Below are 15,088 nucleotides of genomic sequence, written 5' to 3' on the forward strand. Positions count from 1 at the left end.
GATGCGCTCGCTGGCCAGCGTGGCCTGTGCCGCCGGCCTGCTCGGCGCCAGCGGGTCGGCTTGGGCCCAATGCACCGTCTCCTCGCAACCGATCGCGTTCGGTGTCTACGATCCGCTGCAGGCCGCCCCCGCGATCGCCATGGGCAGTGTCTCCGTGGACTGTGGCTCCGGCGGCGGTCGGCCGTGGCTGCGCGTCGAACTCGACACGGGCAGTTCCGGCACCTATGCCTCGCGCACGCTGCGCAACGGCGGCGACGTGCTGCTGTACAACCTGTTCATCGATCCCACCCACACCATGGTCTGGGGCAATGGCAGCGGCGGCAGCCAGGCGGTGGAGTTCCAGCGCGGACCACCGGGGCAGGGACCGGACTTCCGCCCCATTTACGCGCGCCTGCCGGCCGGACAAAACGCCGCCGCAGGCACCTATTCCGACACGATCGTCGTCACGCTGATCTTCTGACGCGCCTGCCGGATTCGCCCTACCGGTTGTAGACCACCTCGCCGAGGCCATCGAGCCGGTAGCCGCCGAGGTGACGGGCCTGGGCCGCAAAATCCTCGTGGCGGAAAAAGTCGAGCAGCGTGCGCAACGGGGCCTCGAACGCATCACGCCGCGACAGCGCCAGGTCCAGGCGTTCCTCGTGCAGGGGCACGAAGCCCAGCCCGAAACGCCGCGCCACCGCCTCAATGCCCAATCCGGCGTCGGCGGCACCTTGCAACACGGCCAGCGCGAGGTCTTCTTCGCTGCGCGCGGGTTCGGGCAGGGCCTTGAGCGCACGCGTGTCCATGTCGGCCTCGGCCAGCAGGTGCTCCAGCAGTGCACGCGATCCGGCATCGGCCTGGCGCAGCACCACGCGCAGGCCGGGACGGGCGAGGTCGGTGATGCCGCCGAGGCGTTCCGGGTTCCCGGGGGCGGTGACCAACCCCTGGCGGCGCTGCACGAAGCGCAGCAACAGCAGGTCGGGCGGCCCGGGCAGTCCGCGCACCGCCTCGCGGTTGTGGCGGCTTCCGTCGGGATCGGGCAGGTGCAGCGCGGCCAGCATCGCGCGGCCGTCGGCCAGCCGGCGCAGGCCGTCGAAGCTGCCGCCGGCATCGACGGACAGACCACAGCCCGAGGCCGTGACAGCCCACGACAACAACGGATCGTGGCTGCCGGCCAGCACCGCCGGCACCGCCGACGGCGCCTGGAACTCGCCCTCGATGCCAGCCAGCACCCAAGCGTCCACCAGCCGGCGCGGGAACAGCCACTTGCCGGCCACCCGTGAGCACGGGATCCGCCGCGTGCGCACCAGCTCGTAGACGCTGCGCTCCTTCAGGCGCAGGCGTTCCGCAATCTCGGCGGTAGTGAAGTACTCCGGCTCCATGCGCGAATTCCTGCATATCCATGCAATTTTCGCAATACCAAACGACCAGGGGCGAAGCGGGCCGGGCCACCGATACTGGCTTCCTTGCCCACGGGTTGCCGATGAACGATTTCTCCGAGGCCTTTTCCGTCGCGCTGGCGCTGCTGTTCGGACTCGACCCGGTGCTGTGGCAGATCGTGTCGATGTCCCTTCGTGTGGCCGGCACTGCGGTCGTCGTGGCCGCGGTGATCGGTTTGCCGCTGGGCGCGGTGCTGGCGCGCTACCCCTTCCCCGGTCGCGGAGTGATCGTCAGCGGCTGCAATGCGCTGATGGGCCTGCCTCCGGTGGTGGCCGGCCTGGTGGTGTACCTGCTGCTGTCGCGCTCCGGGCCGCTGGGCCAGTACGGGCTGCTGTTCACGCCGACCGCAATGGTGGTCGTGCAGACGCTGCTGGTGCTGCCGATCGTCGTGGCCCTGTCGCGTCAGGTGATCGCTGGGCTGTGGCAGGAGTACGCCGAGCTGCTGACCTCGCTGGGTGCGGGCCCGTGGCGCAGCCTGTGGGCGCTGATCGTCGACGCGCGCCTGGGCCTGGTGACGGTGCTGCTGGCCGGTTTCGGACGGGCCATGGCCGAGGTCGGGGCGGTGATGATCGTCGGCGGCAACATCGCCGGCCACACGCGCACGATGACCACGGCGATCGCGCTGGAGACCAGCCGTGGCGACCTGCCCCTGGCGCTGGGCCTGGGCATCGTTCTGTTGCTGCTGGTGTTGCTGGTGAACCTGGCCGCAACCTGGCTGGGCGAGCGTAGCCGCCGAGCGCTGGGAGAACGTGCATGAGTGCCCCGCTACTGCTGGATGGTGTCGGGTTCGCGGCCGAGGGCCAGCGGTTGCTGGGGCCCCTCGACCTGAAGATGGAGGCGGGGACGCGGCTGGTCGTGCTGGGGCCCAACGGCGCCGGCAAGAGCCTGATGCTGCGCATCGCCCACGGGCTCCTGCGTCCCACGCAGGGACAGGTACGAAGCGCCGGCCAGCAACGCCAGGCGATGGTGTTCCAGAACGCTATGCCGATGCGTCGCCAGGCAGTCGCCGACATCGAATTCGCTCTGGCCTGCCGTGGCGTGCCCCGGACGCATCGTCGCGGGCTGGCGATGGCGGCGCTGGCCACCTTCGGGCTGACGGACCTAGCCGCACGGCCGGCGCGGGTGCTGTCGGGTGGCGAACGCCAGCGTCTGGCCCTGGCCCGGGCCTGGGCGCTGGAACCCGCGCTGGTGTTCCTCGACGAGCCAACCGCGGCACTCGATCCGCGCGCCACGCGCGAGGTCGAAGACGCGATTGAGCGCTTCCACGCCGCCGGTACGGCAATCGTCATGAGCACCCACGACCTGGGGCAAGCGCGACGACTGGCCGACGAGGTGGTGTTCCTGCATCGCGGGCGGCTGTGCGAGCACACGCCAGCATCCACTTTCTTCGACACCCCCCGGAGCGTCGAGGCCGGCGCCTTCCTGAAAGGAGAACTGCTGTGGTGACCCAGCTCTTGAAGTGCGTGACGCTGTCATTGGTGCTGGTGGCCGGCATCGTGTCGGCACAGGAGCGTACGATCACGCTCGCCTCGACCACCTCCACAGAGCAGTCCGGTTTCTTCGCGCAGGTGCTGCCGAAGTTCAAGGCCCAAACCGGCATCGAGGTGCGGGTGATCGCAGTGGGCACCGGCCAGGCCTTCGACATCGCCCGGCGTGGCGACGCCGATGCGCTGCTGGTGCACGACCGCCGCGGCGAGGACGCGTTCGTCGAGGAAGGCTTCGGGCTGGAGCGGCGCGACGTCATGTACAACGACTTCGTCATCGTCGGACCGTCCACCGACCCGGCGGGCGTGGCCGCTACCGGCACGGTGGTCGAAGCGTTCGCGCGCATTGCCCGGAGCGAGTCGATCTTCACCTCGCGCGGCGACGACAGCGGCACGCATCGCGCCGAACTTCGGCACTGGCGCGAGGCCGGCGTCGAAGTGGGCCGTACAAGGTGGTACCGCGAACTGGGTGCCGGCATGGGTCCCACGCTAAACACCAGCGCCGACCTGGGCGCCTACACGCTCAGCGACCGCGCCAGCTGGGCCAGCTTCCGCAACCGCCGCGGCCTCGTCGTGCTGCTGCAGGGCGACCCCGCCCTGCTCAACCCGTATGGCTCGCTGCTGGTCGATCCCGCGCGCCACCCGCACCTCAAGCACCGACTCGCACGGACCTGGCACGATTGGCTCGTGTCGGAGGCCGGCCAACGGGCGATCGCCGCGTTCAGGATCGACGACGAGCGGGTTTTCCTTCCGGCTGCCGCAGTGGCCACGCACGACTGAGCCGGGCCGGTGCCCGCGCGCTTCATGCCATCATCGCCCCGGACAAGGCAGCGAGGACACATCGCAATGCACCGAGCTCACCGATTCGCCGCCCTGCTGGTGGTCGCGTCCATCCTGGCGCCGGCACCGTTGCAGGCCGCGCGTGACGTGCCGGTGGTCGCAGCAGCCTCGGACCTCCAGTTCGCGCTCGAGGTGGTGGCAGAGGCGTTCACCGCCGAAACCGGCCAGCAGGTTCGGCTGAGCTTCGGGTCGACCGGCAACCTGGCCCGACAGATCCGTGCAGGTGCGCCCTTCGAGGTGTTCCTCTCGGCCGACGAGCAGTTCGTGCTCGACCTGCATCGCGACGGACACACCCTCGACGCGGGTCGGCTGTATGCCGTCGGCCGGCTGGTGATCGTGCGCAGCGGAGACTCGAAACTGATCGCAGATGGCAGTCTGGCGGACCTGGCCGAAGCGCTGGCGGATGGCCGGGTGTCGCGCTTCGCAATCGCCAATCCCGAGCACGCACCGTATGGAATGCGCGCTCGCGAGGCCTTGCAGCAGGCGGGACTATGGGAGGCCATCCAGCCGAGGCTGGTGCTGGGGGAAAACGTCAGCCAGGCGGCGCAGTTCGCGGTTTCCGGCAACGCCGATGGCGGCCTGGTGGCGTGGTCGCTGACCTTTGCGCCCGGCTTCATGGATCGAGCCGACGTGGCGCTGGTGCCGGAGTCGATGCATGCCCCGCTTCGCCAGCGCATGGTGCGCGTCAAGCATGCCGGCGCCGTGGCCGACGCGTTCTATGAGTTCGTCGCAGGCGCTGCGGCGCGCGACATCTTGGCGCGCTACGGTTTCGTGGTGCCAGGGGACGAGTGAGGTGGACTGGCAGGCGCTGTGGTTGTCGCTGCGGCTGGCCGGATGGACCGTGGTGCTCCTGTTGCCCGTGTCGGTGCTGTTCGGACGATTCTTGGCCTGGCACGAATTCCGTGGCAAGGGCCTGGTCGAGGCGCTGGTCATGCTGCCGCTGGTGCTGCCGCCGACCGTGATCGGCTTCTACCTGCTGGGCGGATTCGGGGCCGGTTCGCTGTTGGGCGACCTGTGGCAGGCGTGGTTCGGCCACGGCCTGGTCTTCAGCTTCCATGGCCTGCTGATCGCCTCGGTGCTGGTCAACCTGCCTTTCGCGGTGCAGCCAGCGCAGCGCGCGTTCGAAGCAATCCCGCGTCAGGTGCGCGAGGCTTCGCGCTGCTGCGGCATGGGGCCCTGGCAGGCGCTGTGGCGGGTCGACCTGCCGCTGGCTTGGCCGGGGGTGCTGACCGCAATGGTGCTGAGCTTCGCGCACACGCTGGGCGAGTTCGGCGTGGTGTTGATGGTGGGCGGCTCGATACCGGGCGAGACGCGCACGATCGCGATCGCCATCTACGACCGGGTGCAGGCGTTCGACACTGCATCGGCCGGCACGATGTCGGCGGTGCTGTTGATGATCTCGCTGGTGGCGATCGCGCTGACGTTCGCGATGTCGCGCCGGCTCGGCAGGCGGCTGGACTGATGCTGCGCGTGCACCTGCAATCGCGCGGGCCGATCCCGCTGGCGGTCGGGTTCGACGTGGCGCCGGGGGAGTTGCTGGCACTGGTCGGACCGTCGGGCTCGGGCAAGTCGACGATCCTGCGCTGCATCGCCGGCCTGTGGGCTGCGGCCTCGGGGCGCATCGAGGTAGGCGGTGAGTGCTGGCTCGACAGTGCCCGGGGCATCGGCGTGGTCGCGCACCAGCGCCGTGTGGGCATGGTGTTCCAGTCCTATGCCCTGTTCCCGCACCTGAGTGCCACCGGCAACGTGCGCGCGGCGATGACGCACGTGCCGCGCGCAGACCGCGCCGCGCGCGCCGAGGCGTTGCTGTCGATGGTGAACCTCTCGGGCCTGGGCGGGCGCCGCCCGGCTGAGCTTTCAGGAGGCCAGCAGCAGCGGGTGGCGCTGGCCCGGGCGCTGGCGCGTGAACCCCGGGCCCTGCTGCTCGACGAGCCGTTCTCGGCGGTCGACCGCGCCACGCGCGAGCGCCTGTACCGCGAGATCGCCGAATTGCGCCGCCGCCTGACGATGCCGGCGGTGTTGGTGACCCACGACATGGACGAAGCCGCACGGCTGGCCGACCGCATGCTGGTGGTGCACCACGGCGAGGGCCTCCAGCTGGGGACACCGCTTGAGGTGACGACTCGGCCCGATTCGCCGGTGGTCGCGCGTCTGGTGGGGCTGCGCAACGTGTTCGAGGGTCGTGTCGCGCAAGCCGGGGTACTCGACTGGCAGGGCCTGCGGCTGGAGGCGGACACCACCGGGTTCGCGTCCGGTGACGGGGTGCATTGGGTGCTGCCCGACGGCTTCGCGGTACTGCACCGGCGCGACCGGCCCTCGCGCGGGGAGCATGAGAACCCATTGCCCGGCCGCATCGGCGAATGCCTGGTCATGGGACAGACCGCGCACCTGACGCTGCGTCCTGACCACGCGCCCGGACAGTCTCTGCACTTCTCGCTGCCGCTGCATGTCGTGCAGCGCAACGGCATTGAGGTCGGCGCGCAGGTGAGCGTCTCGATGCTGGTGGAAGGCATCCACTGCATGCGCGGGTCGCGTTCGCAGTGACGACCCGGATGCGGCGAAAGTCGGCTTGCCCGCGCGCGCGGCGGATGGAAGCATGGCGTGATGACTCCTGACTCAGCATCCCTCACCGGCCTGATCCTGGCCGGCGGCCGTGGCAGCCGCATGGGCGGTGTCGACAAGGGCCTGGTCGAGTTCCAGGGCGAGCCGCTGGTGGTGCAGATAGCACGCAGGCTTGCGCCCCAGGTGGGTACGCTGAAGATCAACGCGAACCGCAACCTCGAGCGCTATGCGGCGCTCGGGTTCGAGGTGGTGGCGGATCGTTTCCCCGACTTCGCCGGGCCGCTGGCGGGCATGGCGTCGGGACTGCATGGCCTGCAGACGCCGTGGTTGTTGAGCGTGCCCTGCGACTCCCCCTTCGTGCCGCCCGATTACGCCGCACGGATGCTGGCCGCCGTTAACGCGGCAGATGCGGAGGTCGGCATGGCGGTGTGCGACGGCCGCCAGCCGGTGTTCGCGCTGGTCTCACGCCACCTGGGCGAAGACCTCGAACGGGCCCTGGCCGATGGCGAACGCAAGATCGACCGCTGGTTCGCCCGCCACCGGCTCGTCGAGGTCGATTTCAGCGACCGGCCCGACGCCTTCCTCAACCTCAACCGCCCCGAGGACCATGCGGCGCTGGCCGCCGCCGGAGCACAGGACCGATGAGCGAGCCCATCGACGCGATCGAACGCGACCCCCGCGCGCCCTGGCTGCTGTCGGGGCCGGGTGCGGTCGATGCGCTGGCCGGCCACATCGCCTCGAGTACGGCGCAGTCCCCCGACACTGCGGTGTTCGCGTTCCGGATCGGCCGCCATGCCCGTGGAACCGACCCGGACCGCCTCGCTTACCGCCTGCTGGCCTGGTTGCGCGAGGTGGCGGGACACCGCGAGCCCCTGCCGACCGCGCCCGAGGCGATCGCCGAACGCCTGCCGAACTGGCTGGCGCGGGCCGCCTCGGCACGCCCACTGCTGGTGGCGGTCGCCGACGTGGGGCGCCTGGGCCGGCGCGGGGACACGCGCTTCCCGCGCTGGATGCTGGACTGGCGGCCACCACGCGCCAGCATCGTCCTGGCCGATGCGGCGGCGGACGTGGCCGGAGACTGGGCAGCGGCCTCGGGACGGGTGCTGGATGCCGGACCGGCTGCGGCCTGCGCGTGGCCCGAGCCGCCTGCGACCTTGGACGCCGAGGCACAGTCGATCCTGGACGAGGCCTGGCGCCGCGCCGACGCCGGCGAGCGCGAGGGCCTGCGCGACTGGCTGTGCCAGCCGCGGCACGTGGCGGCACTCAATGAACCCGCCGCGCGCTACGACCTGCACCGCTGGCTCAGGGAGCTGGCACCCGCGCTGGGCGGCGGAGCCGGCGTCCTGGCCCCGCTGCGCGAACGCATCGCGGCGATTGATGGTGTCCAGGCTCGCACCGCGGCATTGCTGGAGATGGCGAACCTTCTCGGCGCGGTCGACGGCGAGGCCGACCCGGAGCCGTTGCTGCGCGAAGCAGTGGCCCTGGACGCGGGAGCGCCGGCCGCCGTGCTTGCGCTGGCCACCCGCCTCAATGCCGTCGGCCGCCACGACGAGGCGATCGAGCTCGGCGAGCCCGCGCTGCAGGCATGGCCGGCGGATGCCGACGCCAGCGCGCAGGCCCGTCACCAGCGCGCGATCGCGGCGGAATCGCTGGGCGACCTGGCCACGGCCGAACGCCTGTACCAGCAGTCGCTGAAGCTTCTCGAGGATGCCGCCGGGCCGCAGGCCGCCGGGCTCCTGCCGCACCTGGCCAATCTGGCCGGCGTGCTCCAGGCACGGCAGGACCCGCAGGCCGCCCGACCCTGGCGCGAACGTGCCGCCGACATCGCCCGGCGCGTGCATGGCGATGCCGATCCGCGAACCGCTTCGGCGCTTGATGCGCTGGCCGGACTGCATTACGCGCTTGGCGATCCGGCCGCAGCGGCGAAACATTACCGCGAAGCCTTGCGCGTGGTCGAAGCGGCCTTCGGCCCGCAGCATCCGGCCACGGCCGCGGCCTTGCACAACCTCGGCACCACGCTGGATGCGCTCTCGGACTACAGCGAAGCCGAGGCGATGCACCGCCGGGCGCTGGCGATCCGCGAGGCGCGCCTGGGCCGGATCCACGAGGACACCGCCGCCAGCCGCCACAACCTGGCCTCGGTGCTGGACGAGCGGGGCCGCAAGGACGAGGCCGAGACGATGTACCGCGAGGCGATCGAGGACTGGCGCCAGCTGGTCGGTGACGACCACCCGGCCACCGCGACGAGCCGCAACAACCTGGCCGACCTGCTGGCCGAGCGCGGCGACCCCGCGGCAGCGGAGCCGCTGTACCGGGCCAACCTGCGCAGCTTCAGCCAGCGCTATGGCGACGAGCACCCGCACACCCTGATCACTTGCACCGAGCTCGGCGCGACCCTGTGCATGATCGGCCAGGCCACCGAGGGCGAGGCGCTGCTGCGTGGCGCGATCGACGCCAGTGCGCGGATCCTGGGCGAGACCAGCCTCGGCCACGTCGATGCCCTGTGCAAGCTGGCCGTGGCCCTACACCGGCGCGGGCGCACCGGCGAGGCCCGTGCCCTGCTGGATGCCGCGATCAGCCGCCTGGAGCCGAAGCTGGGGGTCATCTCGCCCCGCATGCTGCGCCTGCAGCGGCACCGCGAAGCGCTCGACCGCGAATCCGACCCGCAGGTGCACTGAGGCGACGTCCCGCGTCATCGCTACGGCGCGCGCGCTCCCACCAACACACCCCTGCAAGCGAACCGCCGCCGGATTTTCGGGATGCGGCTGACGCTTTTATGCGGTTTCCGGGAAATAAGCTGAATGCTTGCTGACTGAAAAGCCGGATTTACAGGCGGCATGCTTGCGTTCTTGCTCTGGTGTTGTAGTCTACCAGCACACCACCTCACGGAGACACACATGAACACCTTCCTCGCCAACCGCACCGCCACCCCGAACAACCAGACCCTGAACAGCCTGGTCCTGGCTTCCCTCTCCACCCAGCGCTATCGCAACCGCGAGTTCGGCATCGGCTACGGCCGCAGCCAGGGTTACGCCCGCAGCCACAGCCTGTGGTCGACCAGCGCCAAGCGCAGCCGCTACTGCTGAAGATGATGCTCCGGGGGTGTGTGACCGGGCCCGAGCGGCCCGGTCGCCTCCAGGCCCCGGTCAGCGCCCGCAGACCCAGACCCGCGGATCAGCCGGGTCCCTGAGCCGGGCCAGAACCACCCGATCGAACCGATCGCTCCGCGACAGCGCTTCCTGCGCAATCGCCATCGCCGACCCCAGGGTCGCCTCGTCGTCGACCATGTTCAGCAGCGGCACCACGCGCAGTCCCGCCGTTCCGTGCAGGCTGCCCTCGTCGTGTGCGAGCAGCGCCGAGAACGCCTGTTCGGTGATCGCCTCGTCCAGCCCGAGCCCGGTCAGGGCCGCAACCCGCTCCGGTCGGTGCGCGGACTTGTCGTCCAGCGGCCGCCCCAGCGCCCGCAGCGACAGCACCGGCACCACCAGGTCGCAGTCCGGCACCAGCGCGGGCTCGCCTTCCGCCGGCGCCTTGATCCAGCGCATCCGCGCACCATCGGCCTTCACCAGGGTCAGCGCGAAGCCATGCTGCTCGTGCAGCCCGGGCACGCTGCGCGGGTCGATGCCCTCGTGCCTGCCGGGTTTGTGCTGCGGGCCGGCATAGAACACGCGCGCGCCGCGGCCGTGCGCCAGGGCCTGGCGCAACGCGTCGCCCTCGGCGGCGAGAGTGTCATCGAACAGCCCCTGCGGTGGCGGCGTGCATCGTGCCGTGGCGGTCATCGCCAGCCGGCCGCGGGCCGGGTCATGGGTCGCCGCCAGCGCATGCAGCAGCGACTTCTTGCCGCCGGCGCCGACCGCGCAGACGATCCCGCCCTCGATGCCCAGGGCCTGGAACAGCTTCATCGCGCCGCCTCCCCGACAGGGCAGGCCGACACCGCGAGCACCCGCGGCAGGAACAAGGCCAGCGCCTGCCAGTGGTCGCCGGCGTCGCGGCTGGCATAGAGCTGGCCACCGGAAGTGCCGAGGTAGAAGCCCGGGGCCTCGCCGATGCCGTCGCAGGCCAGCGCTTCGCGCAACACGGTGACGTGGCAAAGGGCCTGGGGCAGCCCCTCGCCGAGGGCTTCCCAGTGTCCACCGGCATCGCGGCTGCGGTACACGCGAAGGCGACCATCGCAGACCGTGCGCAAATCCTGGCTTTCGATCGGCACCACGTAGACGCTGTCGGGGTCGGCCGGTTCGCCGCTGAGCGCGTAACCGAAGCCACTGGGCAGGCCGGCGCTGATGTCGGTCCAGTGCGCTCCGCCGTCGTCGCTGCGGTACACGCCGGAATAGCACTGCCGGTAGAGCCTGTCGGGCCGCGCCGGATGGCGCCACAACCGGTGGATGTTGTGGCCGGCGACGTGCTCGCCCGGCGGCCGGTTCGGTGCGGCCACGCCCTGGTTCAAGGGCCACCACTGCGTGCCGTCGTCGTCGCTGGCGTAGGCGCCGCCGGCCGACACCGCCGCGTACAGGCGGCCGGGAAGGTCGGGGTCGCACTGCACGCTGTGCACCGAGAAACCGCCGCGGGCCGGTTCCCACAGGCTTCGTGTCGGATGCTCGTTCAGGCCTTCCACGGCCTGCCAGCTGCGGCCCAGGTCGTCGCTGACGAACAGTCCGGCCGGATCGACGCCGGCGTAGAGGCGGTCGGGCTTCGATGCCGGGCCCGGGGCGATCGACCAGACGCGTTTGAGGCGCCGGCCATGGCGGGTGTCGGCGTGCCGTGGCACGTCCGGCAACGGCGACCAGCTGCGCCCGGCGTCGGTGCTCGCATGCACGTGGCTTCCCCAGACCGGGTGGTCGGTCACGGCGAAGCCGCGCGCCGGGTCGCGGGGGTCGAGCCATGCCTGCAGCACTTCGTGGCCCTGCAGGGCGAAGCCGGTGTGCTCCCAGTGCCGGCGGTCGTCGCGGCTCTCGAAGCGGAACAGGCCCTTGGCGGTGGCGGCCAGCAGGACGGTGGTGGGAGGACTCATGGCACCCGGCGTGGGAGGGACCGCCTGAGCGTAGTGCATCCGTCGCGAGAGGTGTCTTCACACGGTCACGCGGGGGCCACCGATTCGACGAAAGGATGAGCCCCGGCGGGATGATCACACCGGGGCAACGGGTGCCCTGCGATATCATCAGGACATGTCCACGCCACGCCTCGACGTCCACCACACCGCGTGTTCCGGGACCGCCCGGGAGGCCCCTCGATGCCGTCGGTGAACGTGCGCATCCCGCCGGCCCTGCGTGCCTTCACTGGGGGCCTGGACGAGCTGTCGGTGCAGGCTGACACGGTGACCGAACTGGTGGGCGCACTGGACCGGCGCCACCCCGGCCTGGCCGCACGCCTGCTGAGTCCGGAGGGTGGCCTGAGGCCCTACGTGAACGTTTTCATCGACCAGGACAACGTGCGCCAGCGCGAGGGTCTGTCCGCGCGCCTGCACGAAGGCGCCGTGGTTTCGATCCTGCCGGCCGTGGCGGGCGGCTGACGTGGCCGCTCCCGTGGACATTCCCGAGATCACGCCTGCGCAGGCGCTGGAGCGCGTGCGCGCCGGCGCCGTGCTGGTGGACGTGCGCGAGGACGGCGAGCGCGCCGGCGGCATGGCCGAGGGCGCACTGGGCGTGGCCCGCGCTGCGTTGGAGGCGCAGCCCGTCCAGTGGTTACCCGATCGCGATGCCGAGGTGTTGCTGCTGTGCGCGGCGGGCCGGCGCTCGATGCTGGCCGCCCAGGCGCTGGCGGCACAGGGCTATTCACGACTGGCCTCGGTGGCCGGCGGCACCAGCCGCTGGCGCGAGGAGGGCCTGCCGATGTCCGCGCCGACGGAGGGCCCGGACTTCCTGGAACGCTATTCGCGCCACCTGCTGCTGCCGGAGGTGGGCCTGGAGGGCCAGCGCCGGCTGGCGCGGGCGCGGGTGCTCATGGTCGGTGCCGGCGGCCTCGGCTCGCCGATCGCGCTGTATCTCGCCGCAGCCGGCGTGGGCCACATCCGCCTGGTCGACGACGACGTGGTCGACCGCAGCAACCTGCAGCGCCAGGTGCTGCACCGCGAGGCCGGGATCGGACGGCCGAAGGTGGCGTCCGGTGCCGAGGCGATGTCCGCCCTGAACCCGAACGTCACCGTCGAACCGGTCCGTGCGCGCTTGTCGGCGGCCAACGTCGAGGACCTGCTGCGCGGGCACGACCTGGTCATCGACGGCTCGGACAATTTCGCCACCCGCTACCTGGTCAACGACGCCTGCGTGAACCTGGGACTGCCGATGGTCTATGGCGCGGTGCACCGTTTCGAGGGCCAGGCCAGCGTGTTCTGGCCGGCCCAGCCCGGCGGCGGTGGATGCTGCTATCGCTGCCTGTTCCCGGAGCCACCGCCCCCGGAGTTCGCACCGAACTGTTCCGAGGCCGGGGTGATCGGCGTGCTGCCGGGCGTGGTCGGCCTGCTGCAGGCCACCGAGGCGGTGAAGCTGATCCTGGGCGTGGGCCAGAGCCTGTCGGGGCGGCTGCTGCAATTCGATGCCTTGCGCATGCGCTTCGACGAACTGCGCCTGGTGCGCGACCCGGATTGCCCGGCCTGCGGCGAGCGTCCGCGCCTGAAGGGTTACGAGGACCTGCCTGCCGGTTGCGCGCTGGGCTGACCGGCGCGAGCCGACGGCTGCCGGGGCCGCCGCCGGGGGCTGAACCAAGACGAGGAGCCTGCCGATGCGCCGCCGTCAATTCGTCACCGCCTGCTCCGTCGGCGCCTGCGCGCTGGGACTGGGGCTGCCGGGCTGCCGGCATGACGCCGGACCATTGCAGCCGCAGCGCTTCGCGCGCGCCCGGCTGGTCGACCCGGAAGGCGAGCCCCTGCGTGCCGGCACGCTGGAGGTCGGCGTGAACTACGTCTTCCACTACCCCTACGTGTCCACACCGGCGTTCCTGTTCCGGCTGGCCGGCCCGGTGGCGCCCAACGGCGGGCTCAGCGATCGCGAGGGTCGCAGCTATAGCGGCGTCCCCGGAGTCGGCCCCGACGGCAGCGTCGTCGCCTACTGCGCGATCTGCGTGCACAAGCTGTCCCATCCCAGCCCGCAGCTCACCTACATCAGCCTGCGCGAACGGCTGCCGGGCGAACACGGCGTATCGCCCCACGTGATCAGCTGCTGTGCCCAGAACAGCCGATTCGACCCCTACGACGGGGCGCGGGTCATCGACGGACCGGCCGACCAGCCACTCGCCTCGATCCTGGTCGAGCACGATCCCGCCAGCGACCAGCTGCATGCCACCGGCCTGGTCGGTGGCGTGGTGTTCAAGCGCTACTTCGAGACCTTTGCGCGCCGCCTGCAGGTCGAGCATGGCGATGACGAGAGGGCGCTGGCGGAGGCCGGCGGCGACGTGGTGGCACACCGGCTCGAGGCATTTTCGGGGAACGTGCTGCGCTGCTGAGCGCGCGGCGCTCAGCCGGCACAGGCGGCGGCATGCGCGCGCACGCCGCTGGCGGCCTCCCCGAGGTGGGCGGGCAATCGATCGTCGAGGAAACCGGACCACGAGGTGGCGACCCGGCACAGCCCCTCGTGCCCGGCGCGTGCGTCGATGCCGCGCCACAGCGACAGGAACAGCGGACTGAGCGGGGAGGCGGTGCGCATGACGTCCATCGCCTCGGCGAGCATGTCCTGGTCCTCCCAGTTGATCGCGACCATGGCCTTGATCCAGTTGGCGTCCATGTCGCGCGGTGCCGCCTCCAGCACGCCCTGCGCGCGCACCATGGCCTGGTAGGGATCGGCCTGAAGCACCGCATCCCAGGCGAGCAGGGTCTGGTAGCCGACGAGCGCGTCGAGCTCGCGCTGGCTGGCCGGTGCGGCGGCCAGTGCCCGGTTGGCGTAACCGCCCTCGCGCAGGAACGCGAACGAGCGGGCCACGCCCAGGGCCCGCTGCAGGTCCCAGTTGCGTGCTTCGAGCAGGCGCAGGAGTTCGTCGCAGGCGGCGCTGCAACTGCCATCGTATTCGCGCCCGATACGGTTGCTGATCACCGCATGGCGTACGTTGACGTCATCGGGCTGCTCGCGGCCCCCGACGCGGAAGTCGGCCAGCGCCATCTCCTCGCCACGAAGCTGGGCCAGCTCCCAGTGGGCAAGCAGGTAGCTGCCGGAGCCGAGCACCCCCTCGTCGCGGGTAAGCGCCAACATCGCTTCGAGCTCGTCGCCGTGTCCCAGTTCGCCGGTGGCGCGGGCGTAGGCCGACAGCCAGGCGCGGTCGTTGGCGATACGCTCCTCGCCCAGCGGCTCGATGAGCGCAAGCAGTTCCGGCCACTGTGCGCTGCGGGCCGCCAGGGCCGCCCGGTAGGCCAGCAGCAGGCCCTCGGGCGGGCGCCGGGCCGGGGGCAGGCCGGCCATCTCCTCCAGCAGCGCCCGGCCACGCACCAGGTTGCCCGAGCCCAGCTCCGTCTCCAGCGTCAGCACGGCGATGACCAACGGCGATGCCGCATCGCGATGCAGCCCATCGATCATCTCGCGCGCGTCCGGGATCCGCCCGGTCCAGGCCAGGTGCAGGCCGCGGCCGAGCAGGTCCGGCGGGGTGCTGGCATCGACCTCGATGCTGCACTCCTCGGGCAGGGTATCGACCCAGTAGCGCTCGGCGCACTCGAGCATCGCCAGGCGGATCGACTCCCATGGCCGTTGGGTGGGGTCGGCCCGACCCGCCGGCTCGACCGGCGACGGCCGTGTCGCGCAGGCGGCCAGCAGCACGGCGGCCAGCACGAGGGCAAGTGGTGCTTTGAAGTCAGGCATCGGGCATCCCGG

17 protein-coding genes are annotated in these 15,088 nt (G+C 71.3%); 13 read left to right on the forward strand and 4 right to left on the reverse strand.

Annotated features, from left to right (window positions below; translation table 11 throughout):
* The first annotated feature begins 1 nt into the window (after nucleotide 1).
* Nucleotides 2-460: a Csu type fimbrial protein gene (locus FU658_RS08930; RefSeq protein WP_187266024.1), complete on the forward strand. Its 459-nt coding sequence runs from the start codon at nucleotides 2-4 to the stop codon at nucleotides 458-460.
* A 19-nt stretch (nucleotides 461-479) separates the two neighbouring features.
* On the opposite strand, the gene FU658_RS08935 is transcribed toward FU658_RS08930, so the two are convergent.
* Nucleotides 480-1,361, reverse strand: coding sequence for a helix-turn-helix transcriptional regulator (locus FU658_RS08935; RefSeq protein WP_147891762.1), 882 nt, complete (start codon nucleotides 1,359-1,361; stop codon nucleotides 480-482).
* A gap of 101 nt (nucleotides 1,362-1,462) precedes the next feature.
* Here FU658_RS08935 and FU658_RS08940 point away from each other — a divergent pair, with 101 nt between their 5' ends.
* From FU658_RS08940 to FU658_RS08980, 9 genes are all read left to right on the forward strand, one after another.
* Nucleotides 1,463-2,176, forward strand: coding sequence for an ABC transporter permease (locus FU658_RS08940; protein WP_147891763.1), 714 nt, complete (start codon nucleotides 1,463-1,465; stop codon nucleotides 2,174-2,176).
* Nucleotides 2,173-2,865 (forward strand): energy-coupling factor ABC transporter ATP-binding protein, encoded by a 693-nt coding sequence (locus tag FU658_RS08945; protein WP_147891764.1) that lies wholly within the window; start codon nucleotides 2,173-2,175, stop codon nucleotides 2,863-2,865. Before FU658_RS08940 ends, FU658_RS08945 begins: the two co-directional genes overlap by 4 nt.
* Nucleotides 2,862-3,683 carry an ABC transporter substrate-binding protein gene (locus FU658_RS08950; RefSeq protein WP_147891765.1) on the forward strand — a complete coding sequence of 274 codons (822 nt, stop codon included), beginning with the start codon at nucleotides 2,862-2,864 and terminating at the stop codon, nucleotides 3,681-3,683. Before FU658_RS08945 ends, FU658_RS08950 begins: the two co-directional genes overlap by 4 nt.
* Nucleotides 3,684-3,749: 66 nt before the next feature.
* Nucleotides 3,750-4,535, forward strand: a complete 786-nt coding sequence (modA, locus tag FU658_RS08955; protein WP_222708394.1) for a molybdate ABC transporter substrate-binding protein — start codon at nucleotides 3,750-3,752, stop codon at nucleotides 4,533-4,535.
* A 1-nt stretch (nucleotide 4,536) separates the two neighbouring features.
* Entirely contained in the window at nucleotides 4,537-5,205 is a 669-nt protein-coding gene (modB, locus tag FU658_RS08960; protein WP_147891766.1) for a molybdate ABC transporter permease subunit, read from the forward strand.
* Nucleotides 5,205-6,287: an ABC transporter ATP-binding protein gene (locus FU658_RS08965; RefSeq protein ID WP_147891767.1), complete on the forward strand. Its 1,083-nt coding sequence runs from the start codon at nucleotides 5,205-5,207 to the stop codon at nucleotides 6,285-6,287. Before modB ends, FU658_RS08965 begins: the two co-directional genes overlap by 1 nt.
* Before the next feature lie 60 nt (nucleotides 6,288-6,347).
* A complete protein-coding gene (mobA, locus tag FU658_RS08970) occupies nucleotides 6,348-6,950 on the forward strand; it encodes a molybdenum cofactor guanylyltransferase MobA (protein WP_147891768.1) in 603 nt (200 codons plus the stop codon).
* On the forward strand, nucleotides 6,947-8,983 hold the full coding sequence (locus FU658_RS08975) for a tetratricopeptide repeat protein (protein ID WP_147891769.1): 2,037 nt from the start codon (nucleotides 6,947-6,949) through the stop codon (nucleotides 8,981-8,983). Before mobA ends, FU658_RS08975 begins: the two co-directional genes overlap by 4 nt.
* 219 nt (nucleotides 8,984-9,202) lie before the next feature.
* Nucleotides 9,203-9,391, forward strand: a complete 189-nt coding sequence (locus tag FU658_RS08980) for a hypothetical protein (protein WP_147891770.1) — start codon at nucleotides 9,203-9,205, stop codon at nucleotides 9,389-9,391.
* 60 nt (nucleotides 9,392-9,451) lie between these two features.
* On the opposite strand, the gene yqeC is transcribed toward FU658_RS08980, so the two are convergent.
* Entirely contained in the window at nucleotides 9,452-10,207 is a 756-nt protein-coding gene (gene yqeC, locus FU658_RS14435) for a selenium cofactor biosynthesis protein YqeC (RefSeq protein WP_187266025.1), read from the reverse strand.
* Nucleotides 10,204-11,313: a WD40/YVTN/BNR-like repeat-containing protein gene (locus tag FU658_RS14440; protein ID WP_187266026.1), complete on the reverse strand. Its 1,110-nt coding sequence runs from the start codon at nucleotides 11,311-11,313 to the stop codon at nucleotides 10,204-10,206. The genes yqeC and FU658_RS14440 overlap by 4 nt, the downstream gene beginning before the upstream one ends.
* 219 nt (nucleotides 11,314-11,532) lie before the next feature.
* On the opposite strand from FU658_RS14440, the gene FU658_RS08990 reads away from it, so the two are divergent.
* The 3 genes from FU658_RS08990 to FU658_RS09000 all read left to right on the forward strand — a co-directional run bounded on the left by FU658_RS08990 (nucleotide 11,533) and on the right by FU658_RS09000 (nucleotide 13,736).
* The gene (locus tag FU658_RS08990) at nucleotides 11,533-11,811 is read left to right on the forward strand and encodes a MoaD/ThiS family protein (RefSeq protein ID WP_147891771.1); all 279 of its coding nucleotides are present in this window, start codon (nucleotides 11,533-11,535) and stop codon (nucleotides 11,809-11,811) included.
* A gap of 13 nt (nucleotides 11,812-11,824) precedes the next feature.
* Complete coding sequence (moeB, locus tag FU658_RS08995) at nucleotides 11,825-12,952, forward strand: molybdopterin-synthase adenylyltransferase MoeB (protein ID WP_147891808.1); 1,128 nt, start codon at nucleotides 11,825-11,827, stop codon at nucleotides 12,950-12,952.
* A 64-nt stretch (nucleotides 12,953-13,016) separates the two neighbouring features.
* Entirely contained in the window at nucleotides 13,017-13,736 is a 720-nt protein-coding gene (locus FU658_RS09000; RefSeq protein WP_147891772.1) for a twin-arginine translocation signal domain-containing protein, read from the forward strand.
* 11 nt (nucleotides 13,737-13,747) lie between these two features.
* Here FU658_RS09000 and FU658_RS09005 read toward each other — a convergent pair whose 3' ends face one another.
* Nucleotides 13,748-15,076 carry a hypothetical protein gene (locus tag FU658_RS09005; RefSeq protein ID WP_147891773.1) on the reverse strand — a complete coding sequence of 443 codons (1,329 nt, stop codon included), beginning with the start codon at nucleotides 15,074-15,076 and terminating at the stop codon, nucleotides 13,748-13,750.
* Nucleotides 15,077-15,088 lie beyond the last annotated feature (12 nt).

It is taken from the genome of Alkalisalibacterium limincola (assembly GCF_008017755.1).
GTDB lineage: Bacteria > Pseudomonadota > Gammaproteobacteria > Xanthomonadales > Xanthomonadaceae > Alkalisalibacterium > Alkalisalibacterium limincola.

What these genes read in the sequence shown, in the direction of transcription:
- FU658_RS08930 (WP_187266024.1), top strand. Translation starts at nt 2, where the DNA reads ATGCGCTCGCTGGCCAGCGTGGCCTGTGCCGCCGGCCTGCTCGGCGCC.
- FU658_RS08935 (WP_147891762.1), bottom strand. Translation starts at nt 1,361, where the DNA reads ATGGAGCCGGAGTACTTCACTACCGCCGAGATTGCGGAACGCCTGCGC.
- FU658_RS08940 (WP_147891763.1), top strand. Translation starts at nt 1,463, where the DNA reads ATGAACGATTTCTCCGAGGCCTTTTCCGTCGCGCTGGCGCTGCTGTTC.
- FU658_RS08945 (WP_147891764.1), top strand. Translation starts at nt 2,173, where the DNA reads ATGAGTGCCCCGCTACTGCTGGATGGTGTCGGGTTCGCGGCCGAGGGC.
- modA (WP_222708394.1), top strand. Translation starts at nt 3,750, where the DNA reads ATGCACCGAGCTCACCGATTCGCCGCCCTGCTGGTGGTCGCGTCCATC.
- FU658_RS08965 (WP_147891767.1), top strand. Translation starts at nt 5,205, where the DNA reads ATGCTGCGCGTGCACCTGCAATCGCGCGGGCCGATCCCGCTGGCGGTC.
- mobA (WP_147891768.1), top strand. Translation starts at nt 6,348, where the DNA reads ATGACTCCTGACTCAGCATCCCTCACCGGCCTGATCCTGGCCGGCGGC.
- FU658_RS08975 (WP_147891769.1), top strand. Translation starts at nt 6,947, where the DNA reads ATGAGCGAGCCCATCGACGCGATCGAACGCGACCCCCGCGCGCCCTGG.
- FU658_RS08980 (WP_147891770.1), top strand. Translation starts at nt 9,203, where the DNA reads ATGAACACCTTCCTCGCCAACCGCACCGCCACCCCGAACAACCAGACC.
- yqeC (WP_187266025.1), bottom strand. Translation starts at nt 10,207, where the DNA reads ATGAAGCTGTTCCAGGCCCTGGGCATCGAGGGCGGGATCGTCTGCGCG.
- FU658_RS14440 (WP_187266026.1), bottom strand. Translation starts at nt 11,313, where the DNA reads ATGAGTCCTCCCACCACCGTCCTGCTGGCCGCCACCGCCAAGGGCCTG.
- FU658_RS08990 (WP_147891771.1), top strand. Translation starts at nt 11,533, where the DNA reads ATGCCGTCGGTGAACGTGCGCATCCCGCCGGCCCTGCGTGCCTTCACT.
- FU658_RS09000 (WP_147891772.1), top strand. Translation starts at nt 13,017, where the DNA reads ATGCGCCGCCGTCAATTCGTCACCGCCTGCTCCGTCGGCGCCTGCGCG.
- FU658_RS09005 (WP_147891773.1), bottom strand. Translation starts at nt 15,076, where the DNA reads ATGCCTGACTTCAAAGCACCACTTGCCCTCGTGCTGGCCGCCGTGCTG.